General features: G+C 45.5%; 14 protein-coding genes. 1 reads left to right on the top strand and 13 read right to left on the bottom strand.

The window, feature by feature from the left end; all coding sequences use genetic code 11:
• Positions 1–17: 17 nt before the first annotated feature.
• Positions 18–1,892: an ABC transporter substrate-binding protein gene (locus ACE04G_RS30805; protein ID WP_486095491.1), complete on the bottom strand. Its 1,875-nt coding sequence runs from the start codon at positions 1,890–1,892 to the stop codon at positions 18–20.
• 293 nt (positions 1,893–2,185) lie between these two features.
• Between ACE04G_RS30805 and ACE04G_RS30800 the strand changes: the two genes are divergently transcribed.
• Positions 2,186–2,854, top strand: a complete 669-nt coding sequence (locus ACE04G_RS30800) for a hypothetical protein (RefSeq protein WP_449005403.1) — start codon at positions 2,186–2,188, stop codon at positions 2,852–2,854.
• 402 nt (positions 2,855–3,256) lie between these two features.
• Here ACE04G_RS30800 and ACE04G_RS30795 read toward each other — a convergent pair whose 3' ends face one another.
• The 12 genes from ACE04G_RS30795 to folD form a co-directional block, all read right to left on the bottom strand.
• Positions 3,257–4,213, bottom strand: coding sequence for a GGDEF domain-containing protein (locus tag ACE04G_RS30795; RefSeq protein WP_449005402.1), 957 nt, complete (start codon positions 4,211–4,213; stop codon positions 3,257–3,259).
• Positions 4,214–4,593: 380 nt separating this feature from the next.
• Entirely contained in the window at positions 4,594–5,403 is an 810-nt protein-coding gene (gene spo0A, locus ACE04G_RS30790) for a sporulation transcription factor Spo0A (protein WP_036614349.1), read from the bottom strand.
• Positions 5,404–5,598: 195 nt separating this feature from the next.
• Positions 5,599–6,927: a SpoIVB peptidase gene (gene spoIVB / locus ACE04G_RS30785; protein WP_449005401.1), complete on the bottom strand. Its 1,329-nt coding sequence runs from the start codon at positions 6,925–6,927 to the stop codon at positions 5,599–5,601.
• A 120-nt stretch (positions 6,928–7,047) separates the two neighbouring features.
• Positions 7,048–8,766 carry a DNA repair protein RecN gene (gene recN / locus ACE04G_RS30780; RefSeq protein WP_449005400.1) on the bottom strand — a complete coding sequence of 573 codons (1,719 nt, stop codon included), beginning with the start codon at positions 8,764–8,766 and terminating at the stop codon, positions 7,048–7,050.
• A gap of 277 nt (positions 8,767–9,043) precedes the next feature.
• A complete protein-coding gene (ahrC, locus tag ACE04G_RS30775) occupies positions 9,044–9,493 on the bottom strand; it encodes a transcriptional regulator AhrC/ArgR (protein WP_017687604.1) in 450 nt (149 codons plus the stop codon).
• A gap of 84 nt (positions 9,494–9,577) precedes the next feature.
• The gene (locus ACE04G_RS30770; RefSeq protein ID WP_339177624.1) at positions 9,578–10,063 is read right to left on the bottom strand and encodes a hypothetical protein; all 486 of its coding nucleotides are present in this window, start codon (positions 10,061–10,063) and stop codon (positions 9,578–9,580) included.
• 84 nt (positions 10,064–10,147) lie between these two features.
• Positions 10,148–10,993, bottom strand: a complete 846-nt coding sequence (locus ACE04G_RS30765) for a TlyA family RNA methyltransferase (RefSeq protein ID WP_339304855.1) — start codon at positions 10,991–10,993, stop codon at positions 10,148–10,150.
• Positions 10,994–11,015: 22 nt separating this feature from the next.
• Positions 11,016–12,923 carry a 1-deoxy-D-xylulose-5-phosphate synthase gene (gene dxs, locus ACE04G_RS30760; RefSeq protein ID WP_339304857.1) on the bottom strand — a complete coding sequence of 636 codons (1,908 nt, stop codon included), beginning with the start codon at positions 12,921–12,923 and terminating at the stop codon, positions 11,016–11,018.
• Positions 12,924–13,205: 282 nt separating this feature from the next.
• Entirely contained in the window at positions 13,206–14,111 is a 906-nt protein-coding gene (locus ACE04G_RS30755; protein WP_445252519.1) for a polyprenyl synthetase family protein, read from the bottom strand.
• Positions 14,104–14,361 (bottom strand): exodeoxyribonuclease VII small subunit, encoded by a 258-nt coding sequence (gene xseB / locus ACE04G_RS30750; protein WP_017687599.1) that lies wholly within the window; start codon positions 14,359–14,361, stop codon positions 14,104–14,106. Before xseB ends, ACE04G_RS30755 begins: the two co-directional genes overlap by 8 nt.
• A complete protein-coding gene (gene xseA / locus ACE04G_RS30745) occupies positions 14,351–15,715 on the bottom strand; it encodes an exodeoxyribonuclease VII large subunit (protein WP_339304861.1) in 1,365 nt (454 codons plus the stop codon). Before xseA ends, xseB begins: the two co-directional genes overlap by 11 nt.
• 10 nt (positions 15,716–15,725) lie before the next feature.
• Positions 15,726–16,583, bottom strand: a complete 858-nt coding sequence (gene folD / locus ACE04G_RS30740; protein WP_017687597.1) for a bifunctional methylenetetrahydrofolate dehydrogenase/methenyltetrahydrofolate cyclohydrolase FolD — start codon at positions 16,581–16,583, stop codon at positions 15,726–15,728.
• Between the last annotated feature and the right edge of the window lie 2 nt (positions 16,584–16,585).

The following is a 16,585-nucleotide window of genomic DNA, read 5'->3' as shown; positions in this document are numbered from 1 at the left end:
ACAATTACTTGTTACTCTTATTTTGGTTCAGAGATCTCCGTAAACCACGCGGCCAATTCCTCTGTTTGATCCAATGTTGCAATCGGGTCAAAGTACCATGAACGATCCGGGCTCCAGATAAACACACGATCATTTTTAACCGCATCCAGTGAACTCCAGACCGGTTTGGATTTCAACTCTTCCAGGGTCAGATTGTCTGCTGTTAGAATAATGTAATCCCCGGCAAACTCAGGAATCGCTTCCGATGAAACTTCAACCAGTTGATCCTTCATTAGGATCTCTTTTTTATCTGCAGGAGGATTCAAACCAAGCGCGCCGTAGACTGCCTGGCCTCCCCGACCAAAATTATCACCAAAGGCCAACGATGCTTTATCATAGAACTGCATGACAGACACCTCGGCCTGCGGATCAATCGCCTCACCAACACGTTTCTTGGCATCTGCAATTCTTGCGTCATAATCGGTTAACCAAGCCTCAGATTCTTTTTCTTTATTTAACACTTCACCGAAATAGGCAATTTCTTCGTGAGTGTTTTTCAATTCGCCATAAGGTACAACCAAGGTAGGTGCAATTTTGCTAAAGGAATCAAATAAATCAGGATCACCTGTCACAATGAGATCCGGTTCAAGTTCCAACACCTTTTCGAGAGAGATGGTTTCATATTCACCAATATTTTGCACACCCTCAAGTGACTCGATAAAATAAGGATTTTTCAGGTTCATCTCGGGTGTACCCACAGGTTTGATCCCCAGTGCGATCAGACTTCCCAGATACAGGTCAACCACAATCCGCTTAGGTTCAGCCGGGATTGTAATATCTCCCTTAACCGTTGAGAGTGTGCGGGGTTCCGATGATTTGCTTTGATTCTCCGCTGTTACTGTCTTCGTGGAACTTGACGTACTTTTGCTTCCGGATGCATCCCCGCTCGAATTACTGGCAACACCTGTAGAGCAGGCACTCAGCAGTAATGTAAAACTTAATAGAATACTAAGCAGCATTCCCGTTCTTGTCTGTCTGTTCATATTTATTGACCCTCCATGCTTATATTGATAATGATTATCACCATCAGTATAAACATACCTTCCACTTCCACCTCTGAAAATGTCATTTCGCGCCACACCTGATGTCAGATCAGGCCAATATAGGGGTGCTGAGGTCTTCTCTTTAAATTGCAAAGGAGAAAGACCTGTATGTTTCTTGAACATACGTCCCACATAATATCCGTCAGGATAACCGATGCCGGCTGCAATCTCATCCAACGTGGCGTCCGTTTGCAGCAACATCTCCTTGGCTTTGAACAAACGAAACTGAATCAGATAATCAATAGGACTGGTTCCAGTCGACTGCTTGAACTTGCGTGACAAACTTCTTGGGCTGGTGCCGATCATTTCTGCCAAAACATGAAGTGTAAGTGGCTGGGTGTAAGAGGACTCTACAATTTCAATGACTTTGCTGACCTGATCCATCATACTTGGATAGCGATTGGATATACGAGGAATCTGTGATGAGATCTGCTCCACAAATGCATAGAACAAACTCTTGGCCTGAAAGTGCTGAATAGGGTTCTTTTGATCCCACAAAAAGTGCATCTGTTTCAATTGCTCATATAGAATGGTTGGCATATCGGGGGTAAAGCCATAGTTCATTTGAAACGGATTGATACGCTCCATTAACCTTCCCAGATCGTTTCTTCCTCCACTAGGCAGGTTTGCTTTGTACATCAAGTAATATAAGCGTAATCCGGATTCACCTGCTTGAATCACCAACTTACTCCCTTTTCCCCCATGGAGAACATAAAAGCGACTCACGTCATATGTTTGATTGTCAATCGTCACTCCAGCATCACCCTGAATGGTGAGTACAAAGGTACTTGTCGGAAATTTGTATTTCATCTTTTCATATGCCTCTAATTCCATGTAACGGATATCTGTTATACTCACCGCAGCATAGTTCCAGAGGATATAATAATCATTCCACATTTTGCTAATCCCATCTCCGTCTACATAAATTGTGTCTGTACTCTACTCTCTTATTGATAACCATTATCAATTATTATGATGAAGTACGCAATACAACCGAGGTAAATGAATCCATTCAGACGAAAGAAGAGCTATTCAAATCCTTCTCTTAACATCCGATATATGTAAATAGAACCATGATAAAGAGTAGAAGGAGAACAGAGGATATGAATTCAATCTCATCTGCGACCAAAAGCAGTTTCACTCCCGGGAATCAAGTCTCCAATCGGGATAAAGAAATTCAGGGACTCATGCAGCAGAAGATCCGGCTCAATGAAGAAATGCAAGGTGTAAAAACCAATGACGAGTTGGATACCAAAACCAAAGCTCAGCGAATTAAATCCTTAACAAGCTCCATATCCCAGATCGACAGCCAGATTGCCCAAATTAAAGCTGAAGAATTGCAAGAAAAGAACAAATTAAGACAGCCCGAAAAGACTCAACAGCAACAACCCAAACCAACCGACGAGGCACAAGCCCCTTCACTCGATCACCTGATCAAGCATAGTCAGACTTATGATCAATTGGGTAAGTTGGTCGGTTTGCGGGATCGCATGCAGGGCTCCATTCAGACCACCGAAGGAGAAACCCGCTTCGACCGACTTGTTCTGGAGATCAATCCTCCCGCAAATGATCTCGATCTTGGCAAATCAATGATGCTGGAAAATTCAGAACGCACCGTCTTTCAGGCAAAGCGAGAGGTTGTTCAGGACATCAACTCCCAGTTAAATAAGGTCAATCAGAAGATTGGGGAACTGGTGGAAGATATCCATCAGCCCGCACCTAAAAAGGGAGTACAACCACCTATCTCTGCAACATCTGGAGAAGAAAATTAGGAAGTAAATGAAGGAAAGAAAACGGGAAGTAAGGAGCACCCATCAGATGGCGGAACCACAGATCAGGAATCAGGAAATGGTCCACAAACTACGGCTTCTGCATCTCCTGCTGCTTCATATCCATCCGTCGATATTCGAATCTGAGTACCCTTTGTTCAAACATACTTATATGTATACATAATGAGGTTGACGTGTTTTCGCAACAAAACAATCGACTCGCATCACATAATAGATAAACCGCTATTACAGGTGACTAACTCCTGATAAATAGCGGTTTTTCTGTATTTTAACGTGATGGGTATAGAGGCGAAGCCTCAGCTTCCGAAGAAGCTTTCTTACAGAAAGCTTTTAGACCCACATCTTCAGGTTCTCTCTGTCCTCTACGTTCTCGTAATTTTATCTCTAGCACGGAGTACCAGCGGTATCATTTGCACAGATGATACTACCAGCAATCGCTTTACAACCTTTTTTGATGCGTGTGGCCTCATCAATTATCTGATCTATGTTTTCATATTTTCGCTTGCTGTTGGTGACAACGGCGATGGACACCGACACGAGAGGAATGGGCCGATTTAGCCCGGAACGTCCTTCCCCCAGAACATATTGATTATGCCAATCATGTTCGTTGTAGAATGTCTTTTTCATTTCCTCAAAACCTGAGATGACTTCCTCACTAATATATTTGTAATCATGGTGATTCAGGATCGTAATAAAATCATCCCCACCAATATGTCCAAGAAAAGCTTCAGGGGGAACAAATAACTTGCGAAGCAAGTTAGCTGTCGCCTGAATAAGCTGATCCCCCATTTTGAAGCCGTAGCTATCATTGTAGGATTTGAATTGATCGAGATCAACGTACAATACGCTAAAATGGTCCATCTGAAGAGCCTGAGACAGCCTTTCATCTATGATATGATTACCTGGAAGACCAGTCAGCGGATTCATAAAAATCGCCATTTCAGCCCGTACATCAGCAACAGCGAGTAGCAAACGTCGAATACTCACAGCTCCAAAGAAACTTTCCCCTGACGTGACTAAAACAAGATCATATATCTCCCCTTCATCTCGGTCCATGGCTAGAACACTGACATCTGTAATCTGTTCCGAATAATCCACGACCAGTGCTTGCGTGTTCATCACCAGTTCTACAGGACGTCCCATATACAGATTATAGCCGTACTGGGTGCCTATCTGCTGAAAGAATTGGGGCCGCATCATTAATGACACACCCTTCTCCCCCATAACAGCTATACCTTCCAGACTAGGATTGGACTTGAAAAGATGATAGACGATATCACATTTTGTATCAGATTGTACTACAGGAATTGGTTCAGCAATCTGGCCTATTTGCGTAAACATACTATTCTACTCCTCTGTTCGTAGCATCTAATCCAACTTTTTAAATATATATGTAGGTCTTTGTCAATGGTCACATCGTACCACTTTCTACTTGAAAAAGCGTTAACTGAGGGTAAAAGTTTATGAAATATTTCCTTTTCTGAATTTTGCTATAGGGAGCTTACTTTAATGCTTGATCTCAAAGTTCAGAAACAATCATGCAAAAATACCGTCAATTACTGGATATCTTGAATCCAATAATTGACGGTATTCGTTAGCATATATTACAGAAGTTTATCGGTATGAAATGAACGAGTTCAGATATAGGCCGCCAAAATTCATTTGGCTAGAACATGTAATGAAACCATACTATACTTGCCAACTCACTACTCCTGAACCTTTCAGCTTACCTTATGCTCAATTCTCAGCTTGTCAGCGACCATCGCAATGAATTCCGAGTTTGTCGGCTTCGACTTGCTGATGTTGATCGTGTAACCAAACAAGTGGCTGATGCTGTCGATGTTACCACGAGTCCATGCCACTTCAATGGCATGACGGATGGCACGTTCGACGCGGGACGGGGTGGTTTTGAATTTTTCGGCAATCGCCGGATACAGTGTTTTGGTGATGGCTCCCAAAATTTCGATATTGTTATACACCATCGTAATGGCTTCGCGCAAATACTGATATCCTTTAATATGCGCAGGAACGCCGATTTCATGTATGATGGACGTAATATTTGCATCCAGATTTTTGTGTTTGCCCATTGGCACAACATTGGATGATTTCATGAACATGGATGATCCGCTGCTTGTGGACATCGCCGTCTGTGTTCCCACCAGTTGACGCACACGATTCGCAAGCACTTCCATGTCAAACGGCTTAAGAATATAATAAGAAGCTCCGAGTTGCACGGCACGCTGTGTGATATTCTCTTGTCCGAATGCCGTAAGCATAATGACTTTAGGCTGTGGAGACAGGTTCAGGTCACGCAAGCGCTCAAGCACACCCAGTCCGTCCAGGTGAGGCATGATAATATCCAGAATCAATACATCCGGCACATCCCGAGTTTGCTCCAGCAATTGCAGTACTTCTTCTCCATTGTATGCAATACCGGTTACTTCCATATCTTCCTGCTCAGATATATATTCGGCAAGCAAATTCGTAAATTCACGATTATCATCGGCCAGCAATACCTCAATTTTTTGCAAAACGGTATCCTCCTTTAAATTAAACATCGTTTCGTACATTTCCTTACACGTTTAATTTTCGACACAGCCAGTTAAATTCCTTCTGTCGAAAATTATTTTTCTTTATTTTTTTTTCTTGATCCTATATAATAAATAATTTATTTCATTATCCGATATATTATGTTTGCTTTCGACAAAAAAGAACCTCAGGGCTGTTTAGCCAGCCTTGAGGTTCTTATCGTTTTCCTTCTTCATCATAACGCCAGCATCTTGTAACATCCATTCAATGAAGCAACCGTAACCCGATTTCGGATCATTCACGAATACATGAGTAACTGCACCGATCAACTTACCGTTTTGTACAATGGGGCTGCCACTCATCCCTTGAACAATGCCTCCGGTCTTATCCAACAGTTTCGGGTCCGTGATTCGAAGCACCAGACCTTTTGTTGCTGGTTCGGTTTGATCTGCCACATGAACAATGTCAATGGAGAAGCGCTCAACTTGTTGACCGTCAACCACGGTAAGTATTTCGGCCGGTCCTTCTTTGACTTCATGAGAAAAAGCGACGGGAATACCTTTCGAATACAGACTGTGCTCAGGATTTCCGGACATTTTACCAAAGATGCCAAAAGCCGTATTACGTTCAATATTGCCCAAAATTTTGCTTTCCTTGAGGAAATGAGCACGTTTTTCACCCGGATCACCGGTCTCACTTTTAGAAATGGACGTCACATTGGACTGAACAATCTGACCACTACCCACAACAATAGATGTTTGTGTGTTCATATCTGTAATCACATGGCCCAGTGCGCCGTATACGCCCTGATCTGGAGCATAGAAGGTAAGTGTGCCAACACCGGCTGCAGAATCACGAATGTACAACCCAAGCCTCCACGCTTGATCCTCGGAGTCATACGCCGGAGTTAATCGTGTCTTCACCGTTTCCTTACCACGTTTTAACACAACATCAATACCTTTTTTACTTTTACCTGCAAGTTCAACGGCTTCAGAGACACCTGCCACGCCATCAAGGCGTTTACCATCCATATGCGTAATCAGATCTCCGAGCTTAATGCCTGCCGTTTCTCCTGGCGATACACGCTCATCCTGCCCAGAATGGACCAGATGATGACCTACCACCAGAATGCCTGCCGATTTAACTTTGACGCCAATCGTTTGACCACCGGGTACAACACGCAAATCCGGTATCACATTCACATGGACTGTTTTGACCGGAATTTTCCCCCACAACTTCAACGTTAATTTGGCATGTCCCGTCTGTTGGGGGTGAAGATGCAAAGGTTGTTGCCTGGTAACATGCATCGCTGCCCGATCATCCAAACCAACGATATCAGGACGATCTACAACGGCGCTTGAAGCAGCAGGTACAGCGAGCCGGACATCCGCTTGCCTGCCAGCAAACACCTGTAATTCATCCGGCAGTGAAGCATAACTTTGCACAGGCTGAATGGCCTGGCTAATCACACAAAGAAAGAAGGCAAATAAAAGACCTAGCAATTTCTTCCTGAGGGGGGAATTCAATGGCTGTCACACTCCCTTTGCTTCTTTCGCTTGACGAAAGGTGGTCGCCAATTGCGTACCTTTAAGATAACCTCGCCCCCAGGCTTTTATTACTGTCAATCATTACGCCAGCCGTCCGTTTCACCCTTTTTTGGCTTCCGCCAAATTCAGCATTTCCTGTGCGTGATGCAGTGTTTTTTCTGTAATTTCCACGCCGCCCAGCATACGTGCCAATTCCTTCACTCTGCCTTCGTCTGACAGCGATTCCACCTGCGTCATCGTCCGTCCATCGTAGACATGTTTCTCAATGAGATACTGATGATCTGCCATACAAGCCACTTGTGGTAAGTGCGTTATTGAGAAAACCTGACAAGTCGAAGACAAGCGGAACAGTTTTTCCGCAATCGATTGAGCTGCTCTACCGCTAACTCCTGTATCAACTTCATCAAAAATCAGCACAGGTATCCGGTCATGTCGCGCAAAGATACTCTTCATCGCCAGCATCATCCTCGACAACTCACCACCTGAAGCAATCTTGCCAAGTGGTCGTAATGGCTCGCCCGGGTTCGGTGAGATCAGGAATTCCGCATTGTCCGCACCCTGACGATTCAGACGAATACGACGTCCATTCCATTCAATGCCCTTAGGATCTTCGAAAGGAGTAATCTGAACACGCAGTGTAGTCCGCTCCATTTGCAGATCCTTGAGCTCGCTTTCCACCTGTGCAGCAAGATCCTCGGCGCATTGTTTGCGAACCTTGCTGAGCTCTTCAGCAGACTCCATCACAAGGTTAAGCATTTTGTCACGTTCAGCTCGCAATTTCTCCAGCCGTTCGTCCTTGTTCTCCAGTTGGTCGGTTTCATGGCTAATCTGCTCATAATAACTCAGAATAACTTCAACACTGTCCCCGTATTTCCGTCTGAGGCCAGAAATCAGATTCAGCCTTTGCTCCACTTCTTCCAGCCTTGCCGGATTAAATTCAATCTTCTCCCGGTAATCCCTTAACTGAAATGTCGCATCTTCCAATTGATAAAATGCGGATTGAAGCTGTTCTACGATTGGTTGCAGTCCTTTGTTATCATATCCAGAAATGTCTTCAATTCTTGAAAGGGCAATGCTCACAGCTTCAAGTCCGCGTTGACCACTGAGCAGATCATATGCACCAGCAACACTGTCCATCATTTTCTCGCTATGGGATAGTTTGACCCGTTCTTCCCCGAGTAATTCATCCTCACCTCGTGTAAGGCTTGCGGCTGCAATCTCTTCAAGCTGAAAGCGATACATATCCAGAAGTTGATATGCCCGCTGACTGGACTCCTGAAGCGCACGCAGTTCCTTTTCCGCCGTGATAAACTTGCTATAACGCTCTTGATACGTCGCTTTGACAGGTCCGATGACTTCCGAGCCATAAGTATCGAGAAGCCCCAGATGGCTCTCTGCACGCAGCAAACTCTGATGTTCATGTTGTCCATGAATATTGATCAGCTTCTCACCTACTTCCCGCAGCATGGTCAGATTGACCAATTGTCCATTAATGCGGGATGTACTCTTCCCCTGTGTATTCAGTTCACGTCGAATGACCAGATGCTCTTCAGGCTCACAATGGATACCCAGCTTCTCCAATGTCTGCCATACCGGATGACTCTGCTCCATCTCGAACAAGGCTTCCATCTCTGCCTTGTCACAACCGTAACGGATCAGATCCGCTGAACTTCGTCCACCAGCAATTAAGCCAAGTGCATCTATAATAATCGACTTTCCTGCACCCGTTTCCCCTGAAAGTACATGGAATCCCGGATGGAATACAACGTCCACTTCTTCCACCACAGCCAGATTTCGAATCGATAACGTAACTAACATCTGCAAAAACACCTCCGGATGACTAACTCAGAAATTATGTTTTTGAACCATTGATTCAAGAGGTTGTTCAAAAAGTCCGCTTTTGATTACAAAGGATGCCTGGTGGCATCATCAGCATCGAATATGGAATTTAGCCGAAATAAGTGGGATGCTTACGAAGTATGTTTCCTTCGGAAACATTGCAGTTGCTCACGTAGTTTCCCTACGCTCCGCTACTCCATTTCTAGCTTCATCCCATCTTCTCGGTACTGAAAACCGATCTTTTTGAACACGCACTTTAAGCAATATAACCCATGATGCGTTCAATAACGGTCACGCTGTTACCTTCAGTCCGGCAGATAATCAGAATGGTATCATCTCCACAGATCGTGCCCATGACTTCATTCCACTCAATATTATCAAGCAAAGCTGCAATGGAGTTGGCTGTTCCTGGCAGACATTTCATCACAACTAGATTGTTTGTGTGATCAATGTGCAAGAAGTTGTCAACGAGTGCACGCTTCAACTTTTGAATCGGATTATATCGTTGATCTGTTGGCAAAGAGTATTTGTATCTTCCGTCATCCATTGGAATCTTGATTAACAGAAGTTCCTTGATATCCCGGGATACCGTCGCCTGAGTCACCTGAAAACCTGATTTGCGTAGTGCTTCAACCAGATCATCCTGGGTCTCAATTTCATTTTGACTAATGATTTCACGAATCTTGATGTGCCTTTGTCCTTTCATACATGCCTCCAGTTAAATGTATTGCAATAAAGCAGCATTTGTAATTCGCCGCAGACTTTGCCCTGCAATGTTCATTCTTTTATATTAGTCCAGATCATCCCCATCATACACATCTTCCTGATAGTCCATGAGCCTGATTAACTTAATATCGGAATCCTCCACGTCAACATACAGCAATCCTTCACAGCCAGGATATAACAACAGATAATTGAGGAAGCGATCCCTTAGCGCAGGGCCGGTCATTTCAATTGGCTGTCTGCGACGAGACGTTTTCACCAGGTATCTGAGATCCTCACGTTCTGCAACATAATCAATGAATAATCTGCTGTAATAAATGGATTCATTGGCCTCAAAAGCCAGAGGGACTTTCATTTTGCCACCAATGACTTCGTAACCCTGTGCTTCAAGCAAGTCCAATGCCGGGGAATCCTGAATCTTCACGTTCAGTTGCATTCCAGACAAGCTTACTGGCATCGGTCGATTCACCCAATTACGTAAGCCAAAGAACAACCACAAGATCAAACAGACAGCAAGTACACCTATAACGATTGTGTCATATTGACCATCCATTATCGCTCACCTCGAAGACATATTCGAGGTTCAGTAACGATTTCCCTTTACATGAATCACCTTTCCAGCGAAAAGAAACCCATCTTATGATGAGTTTCCCTTAAATGTATGAGCTGCTTCCTTCGCAACTTGCTCTGCAAGTGCGTCAAGTGAAGCTGGATCGATCTCTGGTTGTGTTGCCTCTGGTGCTTCCAGACGCCAATGTGCGAGAAATTCGATATTACCTTCTCCACCGGTTATCGGTGAAAAAGTTAAACTCTGCAGATGCAAACCAAGTTGACTGGCAAAATGAAGCATCGTCTGCAATACATCCTTGTGTACCTTCGTATCACGTACCACACCGGACTTGCCTACTTTTTCACGCCCTGCCTCAAATTGAGGTTTAATCAATGCAACGATATCTGCAGGTTGTTTCAAAAGAGCCAGAAGTGGCGGCAATATGATTCGCAGTGAAATGAACGACACATCAATGCTCGCAAAGTTCGGCACGGGTCCCGCCAGATCTTCAGGAGTCACATAGCGAAAATTAGTTCGTTCCATAACAGTAACCCGCTCATCATTACGCAAAGACCAGTCGAGCTGATTATACCCCACATCAATAGCGTAGACGTGAGACGCGCCATGCTGAAGTGCACAATCCGTAAATCCACCGGTGGATGAACCAATGTCGAGCATGACAAGTCCATTCATATCAAGGCCGAAATGACGGATCGCTTTTTCGAGCTTCAATCCGCCTCTGCCGACGTAGGGATGTACCGAGCCTTTAACTTTCAGCTCGGCTTCCCTTGGAATTTTCATGCCCGCCTTTTCGATTGGCTCATTATTGGCATATACCAGTCCAGCCATGATTGCAGCTTTTGCCTTCTCACGACTTTCATAATAGCCCTGCTCAACCAGCAGAACATCAATTCGTTCTTTCGGGAGTGACATGTCTGTCTCCTATCATGTAAATTTACGAAGGAAAACGTGTTTTGGGTATGCCGTAAGATGATTGAACAGCCATCTTGCGCAGTTCAGCACATACATTTTCAACGGTAAGACCCACTTCCTCACGTTGTTCCTTAATACTGCCATGCTCGATGAAACGATCCGGAATCCCCATCAGTTGCACATGTACGTCATGCAGTCCCTGTTCTGCGTAGAATTCCAGAACCGCACTTCCCATGCTACCTGCTTGGGATGCTTCTTCAAGTATAATCAATTTGATGCCTCGAACAGCTAGGTCACGCAGCATTTGCTCATCCAGAGGTTTGAGGAAGCGAGCGTTGATTACGCCTGCTGTAATCCCTTCCCGCTTCACCATCTCTGCTGCTTCTTCTGCAAGCTGTACCATCGACCCTGAAGCGATGACAGCATATCCTTCGGATGGACGCAGTTGCTCCCATGATCCGATCGAAATCGGAACAAGTACATCATCCAGAGGTACACCAACTACATTGTTTCGCGGATAACGGTAAGCAATTGGACCTTCATTATAATCAAGCGCCGTTTTCATCATGTGACGCAATTCATTTTCGTCTTTTGGCATCATCAGAACGATATTTGGAATATGGCGCATAAATGCCACATCATATACCCCTTGATGTGTTTCCCCATCCGGACCAACAAACCCGGCACGGTCAATGGCAAACATCACGTTAGCGTTATGTCGGCAAATATCATGTACGATCTGATCATATGCACGTTGCATAAACGTAGAATACACGGCAAAGACCGGCTTCAAACCTTCCATAGCCAGTGCAGCACACATGGTTGCCGCATGCTGTTCTGCGATCCCTACGTCAATCATGCGGTCAGGGAATTCCTTACTAAAAGGGATGAGACCTGATCCTGTAGGCATTGCTGGCGTTACAGCTACGACCCGCTTATCCTGCTTCGCAAGATCAATTAGTGTTTGACCAAACACTTCCGTGTACATCGGTTTTCCGACTGCCTTCAGCACTTGCCCAGATTCAATTTTGTACGGAGAAATCCCGTGCCACTTGTGCGAATCAGCTTCTGCTGGCTGATAACCTTTGCCTTTGGTCGTAAGCACGTGAACGAGCACAGGACCATCAACGTTATCTGCCTGTTTGAAGGTTTCAATCAATTTGGGAATATCGTGCCCATCAATCGGTCCCAAATACGTGAAGCCCAGTTCTTCGAAAAGAACACCTGGTACCATCATATATTTGACACTATCTTTGATCCAGCTTGCCGATTTGGCCAAACGGTCCCCAATAGCAGGAATTTTTTTAAGCATCCCCTCGACATCATCTTTTGCTTTCAGATAATGACGATCCGAACGAATCTTGCTCAAATATTTATGCATGGCCCCAACGTTTGGAGCAATGGACATTTCATTATCATTCAGAATAACCATCAGTTTTCTCTGCTCATGACCGATATGATTAAGGGCCTCAAAAGCCATACCACCTGTAAGCGCTCCATCACCAATCATCGCGATAACTTGGTTGTTCTCACCCTTCAGATCACGTGCAAGAGCCATCCCCATCGCAGCGGACAATGAAGTACTGCTGTGTCCAGCTTCCCATACATCATGTTCACTTTCGTTGCGTTTGACAAACCCGCACAGGCCGTTATGTTGACGCAATGTATCAAAACGATCCATACGCCCTGTCAGGACTTTATGCACATAAGCCTGATGCCCTACATCAAAAATCATTTTGTCTGCTGGACTGTTATAGCAGTAATGCAGGGCTACCGTGAGCTCAACCACGCCTAAGTTGGGTGCGAGATGCCCACCTGTAACAGACAGCTTCTCAATCAGAAACTGCCGGATCTCTGCCGACAAAAGGGCAAGATCATCCTGAGACATCGACTTTAGATCACTGGGTTGTTTAATTTGTGGAAGCAGCACGAGAATCTCCCCGCTTTCCTAGATTGTTTAGTTATTGTTGTAAATCGATATATACATTATGAATCAAATGACATTAAATCATTATAACATAAAAGAACAAGAATCATAATTTACTGCACTATACTCCCGATAACGAGCATTCTCGCCAGTAAGTTATTTAAAATTCTTCTCCATATGTATTCACGCATCCACTCGGAACAGCTCTTTACATCTACTCGGAAAAAGGACATTACATTCATTACACGGTTACATAGATTTTGAAACAGACCGCTCCGTCAGAATCTAATGGTCACGACTCATCAGATAATCTGCAATTTCCAGCAATCTGGATGAATCAGGTAACTCGGCTCTTTCAAGTGCATCTTTTGCAGATTGGGTAAGGGATTTCACTTCCTCTACAGAAGCCTCCATGCCAATAAAATAAGGATACGTTACCTTCTGCTGATTCACATCGCTCTGTGTTTTTTTGCCCATCTTCTGCTCGTCGCCCGTCAGATCGAGAATATCATCCTGAATCTGGAACGCCAGCCCCAGATCACGTCCAAACACACGCAGTGCTTCCAATTGTCCTTCCGTTGCTCCACCGATTCGTGCTCCAGCAATGAGTGAGAAAACAATCAGGTCACCCGTTTTGTGCAAATGAATATATTGGAGCTGTGCAAGATCAGTCATGCCCTGCTCGCCTTCCATATCTGCAACTTGACCGCCGACCATCCCTCTTGCTCCAGCAAGTTCGGACATGTCCTCTACGATGGACAGCAACGCATCTGCCGCCACACCACTACGGCGTCCAGCTTGAACAATGCTATAAAAAGCATGGGTTAACAGCGCATCCCCTGCCAATATGGCGGTTGCCTCACCATATACCTTGTGATTCGTTAATTTCCCTCTACGGTAATCATCATTATCCATAGCAGGCAGGTCGTCGTGGATCAGTGAATACGTATGAACCATCTCCACGGCGCAGGCTACCGGCATTGCAGCTGTACGCTGTGCACCGAAGGCTTCCGCCGCAGCAACGACCAGAAGAGGACGAAGGCGTTTGCCTCCGGCCATGAGTGAGTACTGCATCGCATCCGTCAGCGATTGGGGTACATCCCAGTGAGCGGGAAGCGTATGTTTCAACGCTTCTGTCACCTCAGCTGTGACCTCTTCGAGGTATGCTTGAAACGAAGGACGATTACTCATGGACTTCACCGCTCTCATCGTCAGCAGTTCCGAAAGGCTTCTTGCGAAGCTCTCCATCTTCTTCTACGATCATTTCGATCTTGCGTTCCACTTGTTCCAGCTTCAGACCGCAAAGTTGCGAAAGTTTCATCCCGCGCTGAAACAGATCGATGGCCTGTTCCAACGGAACATCACCATGTTCCAGCTGACCTACGATGTCTTCCAATGCCGCCATTGCCTCTTCAAAATTCAATTCCGGTTCATTCGCCATGGGTATTGTCGTCCTCCTTCATTCCCCAAACCTGACAGTCCAGCTGCCCGTCTGTTAATTTAATCTTAATTGAATCTCCAGGCTGTACATCCTTCGTTGACTTGATCAATCGCTGTTCTTGCTCGTCATAGACAAGGCTGTATCCCCGTGACATGACTTTAAGCGGGCTAAGCGCATCCAGATGCCGCACAGATGATTTCCACTGTTGCTGCTTCGACCTGGTTATAGACCTGATCGCAAGTTCAAGTTGTCTGCGTGCTGCCGCATTCTCACGGCGTGCTGCATTGACCTGCTCACGAGGATTGAATCGTTGCAGTGCTGCCCGCAGACGCTCCTGTTTCTCTCCTGTCCATTTCATACGCGTATCCACTGTTCTCAAAAGCCGTTGGTGCATCATATCCAGACGTTCCGTATGCTGCATCAAGGTACGTCTTGGATGCACCAGTACTGGCGAACGCTGTAATCTTGCGAGCCGTTCACGATTATGTACAGCACGCTGACGCAAGCTAAGCTGTAACTGACGCTGCCGTTGTCCGATCTGATCAAGCAACTCAGCTCGATTAGGTACAGCTAATTCAGCAGCTGCTGTAGGTGTAGCCGCACGCAAATCGGCTGCAAAATCAGCAATAGTGAAGTCCGTTTCATGCCCAACCGCAGAAATGACAGGAATATCCGAAGCAACTATTGCTCTTGCCACAATCTCCTCATTAAAGGCCCACAACTCCTCCAGTGAACCGCCTCCGCGTCCAACGATAAGTACGTCAGCTTCTCCCATCCGGTTCAAGTTGGCAATTGCTTTGACAATGGAAGGTGCTGCACCTTTGCCTTGTACCAGAACAGGATACAAAACAACTTTGGCAGAAGGGTATCTACGCTGAAGTGTGATCATGATGTCTCGTACCGCCGCTCCCGTCGGTGAAGTTACAACCCCGATGGTCTGTGGATAACGAGGGATCTGTCTTTTTCGCGAAGGTGAAAATAACCCTTCACCCTCGAGCTTTTTCTTGAGCTGTTCGTAAGCCAGATACAGACTTCCAATTCCGTCCGGCTGCATATGGGTAGCGTAGAATTGATACTGCCCATCCCGTTCATATACCGAGACATTACCACGGGCAATAACCCTTGCACCCTCCTTCGGTACAAAAGGTAATCGCTGGTTATGGGACGCAAACATAATTGACTTGATTCGGCTGTCCTTGTCCTTCAATGTAAAATACATATGGCCGCTGGAGTGATGCGTGAAATTCGAAATCTCCCCGCGCAGCCAGACGTCCGACAGAACCTGATCCGATTCCAGTTTCATCCGGATGTATCGGTTCAGGTCTTTGATGGAGTATATCTTTTGATCTGCCACAGACAAAACCCTAGGCCAATCCGTGAGCGCGCTTGGCAGCGATCAATGTATTTTGCATCAGCATTGTGATTGTCATCGGACCAACACCACCAGGAACGGGTGTAATTGGACCAGAAACTTCTTTCACGCTCTCGAAATCAACGTCTCCTGCCAGTTTGCCATTCTCCAAACGGTTCATGCCGACATCAATAACAACAGCACCCGGTTTCACAAAATCAGCATCCACAAAATTAGCACGGCCGATGGCTACAACCAAAATATCCGCCTGACGCGTAATTTCTTTCATGTTGGCTGTACGGGAATGACACATGGTTACCGTCGCATTCTCACGTTGCAGTAACAGCGATACCGGTTTGCCGACAATATTGCTTCTTCCGATGACCACTGCATGTTTACCGGACATTTCCAGCCCAGTACGTTTGATCAGCTCAATTACACCCGCAGGGGTACATGGAAGCAGACTATCGTCTCCAATAACAAGATTACCAACATTGACTGGGTGGAATCCGTCTACGTCTTTATCCACGGCAATTGCATCAATGACCGCTTTCTCTTCGATATGTTTCGGTAATGGGAGTTGAACCAAAATTCCGTTAATGGATTGTTGATTGTTCAGCTTGTCCACCAGCGCAAGCAGATCTTCTTGGGACGTGTCTGCATCCAAGCGATGCACTTCAGAGTAGAAACCGAGGTCGTGACATGCTTTTTCTTTATTACGCACATATACTTGGGATGCCGGATCTTCCCCGACGAGCACAACAGCCAGACCAGGTACTACCCCCTGTTCGCTAAGCTGTTTTACTTCTGTTGTCATGCTTGCGCGGATCTCTTGGGATACTTCTTTACCGTTAATAATAGATGCTGTCATTG

This window comes from Paenibacillus sp. AGC31, assembly GCF_057334655.1.
Note: the sequence above shows the minus strand (reverse complement) of the source record. Positions and strands in the feature narration are given on the sequence as shown.